Source organism: Aeromonas sp. QDB20 (assembly GCF_027707805.1).
Classification (GTDB): domain Bacteria; phylum Pseudomonadota; class Gammaproteobacteria; order Enterobacterales; family Aeromonadaceae; genus Aeromonas; species Aeromonas dhakensis.
Genome location: NZ_JAPCJC010000055.1, coordinates 1 through 1,198, shown reverse-complemented (window position 1 = coordinate 1,198; position 1,198 = coordinate 1). Strand labels below are relative to the sequence as shown.

The 1,198-nt window shown below is 55.0% G+C and carries 1 protein-coding gene; it reads left to right on the top strand.

Annotated elements, in window-relative coordinates:
* Window positions 1-71 precede the first annotated feature (71 nt).
* A protein-coding gene (locus tag PG897_RS22495; protein WP_088821966.1) for an IS3-like element ISAs22 family transposase occupies window positions 72-1,159 on the top strand; the annotation gives its coding sequence in 2 pieces (ribosomal slippage) (window positions 72-324 and window positions 324-1,159; 1,089 coding nt in all).
* Window positions 1,160-1,198 lie beyond the last annotated feature (39 nt).

Sequence of the window (1,198 nt, the reverse complement as noted above, 5' to 3'; positions counted from 1 at the left end):
GGTAATCCCCCCGAAAAACTGAGGTGCTCATAAGTAGAATTTTCTCGTATCTTGAACGCAGGAGGTTCTACATGAAAACATCACGCTTTAGCGATGCACAGATCATCGCCATCCTCAAGCAGGCCGAGTCTGGTTCACCCGTCCCTGAGCTCTGCCGTGAGCATGGCATCAGCTCCGCCACCTTCTACAAGTGGCGCTCCAAATTCGGTGGCATGGATGCCTCTCTCATGGCGCGCCTCAAAGAGCTGGAAGAGGAAAATCGTCGCCTTAAGAAGATGTATGCCGAGGAGCGCCTAAAGGCTGAGATCATCTCCGAGGCGATGGCAAAAAAGTGGTGACGCCATCTGCCCGCAGGGAGATGGCGACCAAGGCTGTGGCTCATTACGCCATTTCTATCCGTCTGGCTTGCCAGGTGTTCAAGGTGAGCGAGGGTTGCTACCGTTATCAGCCCGTGCTGGCTGATGAAAACCAGGAGATTGCCGACTGGCTGCTGCGCCTCACCGCCAACCAGCGCAACTGGGGTTTCGGACTGTGCTTCCTGTACCTGCGTAACGTCAAAGGCTTTGGCTGGAACCACAAGCGGGTCTACCGGATCTATCGGGCGCTAGAGCTCAATCTGCGGATAAAACCCAAGAAGCGGCTAGTGCGGGCCAAGCCGGAGCCGTTGGCAGTCCCTGACCAACCGAATCACTGTTGGTCGATGGACTTTATGCATGACCAGCTCAGCGATGGTCGTTCGGTGCGGTTGTTTAATGTGATCGATGACTTCAATCGCGAAGCACTGTGCATCGAGGTGGATTTTTCCTTGCCTGCCTCGCGAGTCAAACGGGTGCTGGAGCAGGTCATCGAGTGGCGGGGCAAACCAGCCGCTATCCGCTGTGATAATGGTCCGGAATACATCAGCGAAGAGCTCAAGCAATGGGCGCAGCAGAAGAGGATTGCGCTGAGGTATATCCAGCCAGGCAACCCGCAGCAGAATGCCTACATAGAGCGATTTAACCGCACTGTGCGTTACGACTGGTTGGGCCATTACCTGTTTGAGTCACTGAATGAGTTACAGGAATTTGCCACGAACTGGCTGTGGGTTTATAACCATGAGCGGCCCAATATGGCGCTGGGCGGCTACACGCCGAAACAGCGCTTGGCACAGGCCGCATGACCTCTACTTTTGAGTGCTCCAAAAAATGGGGGGATTACC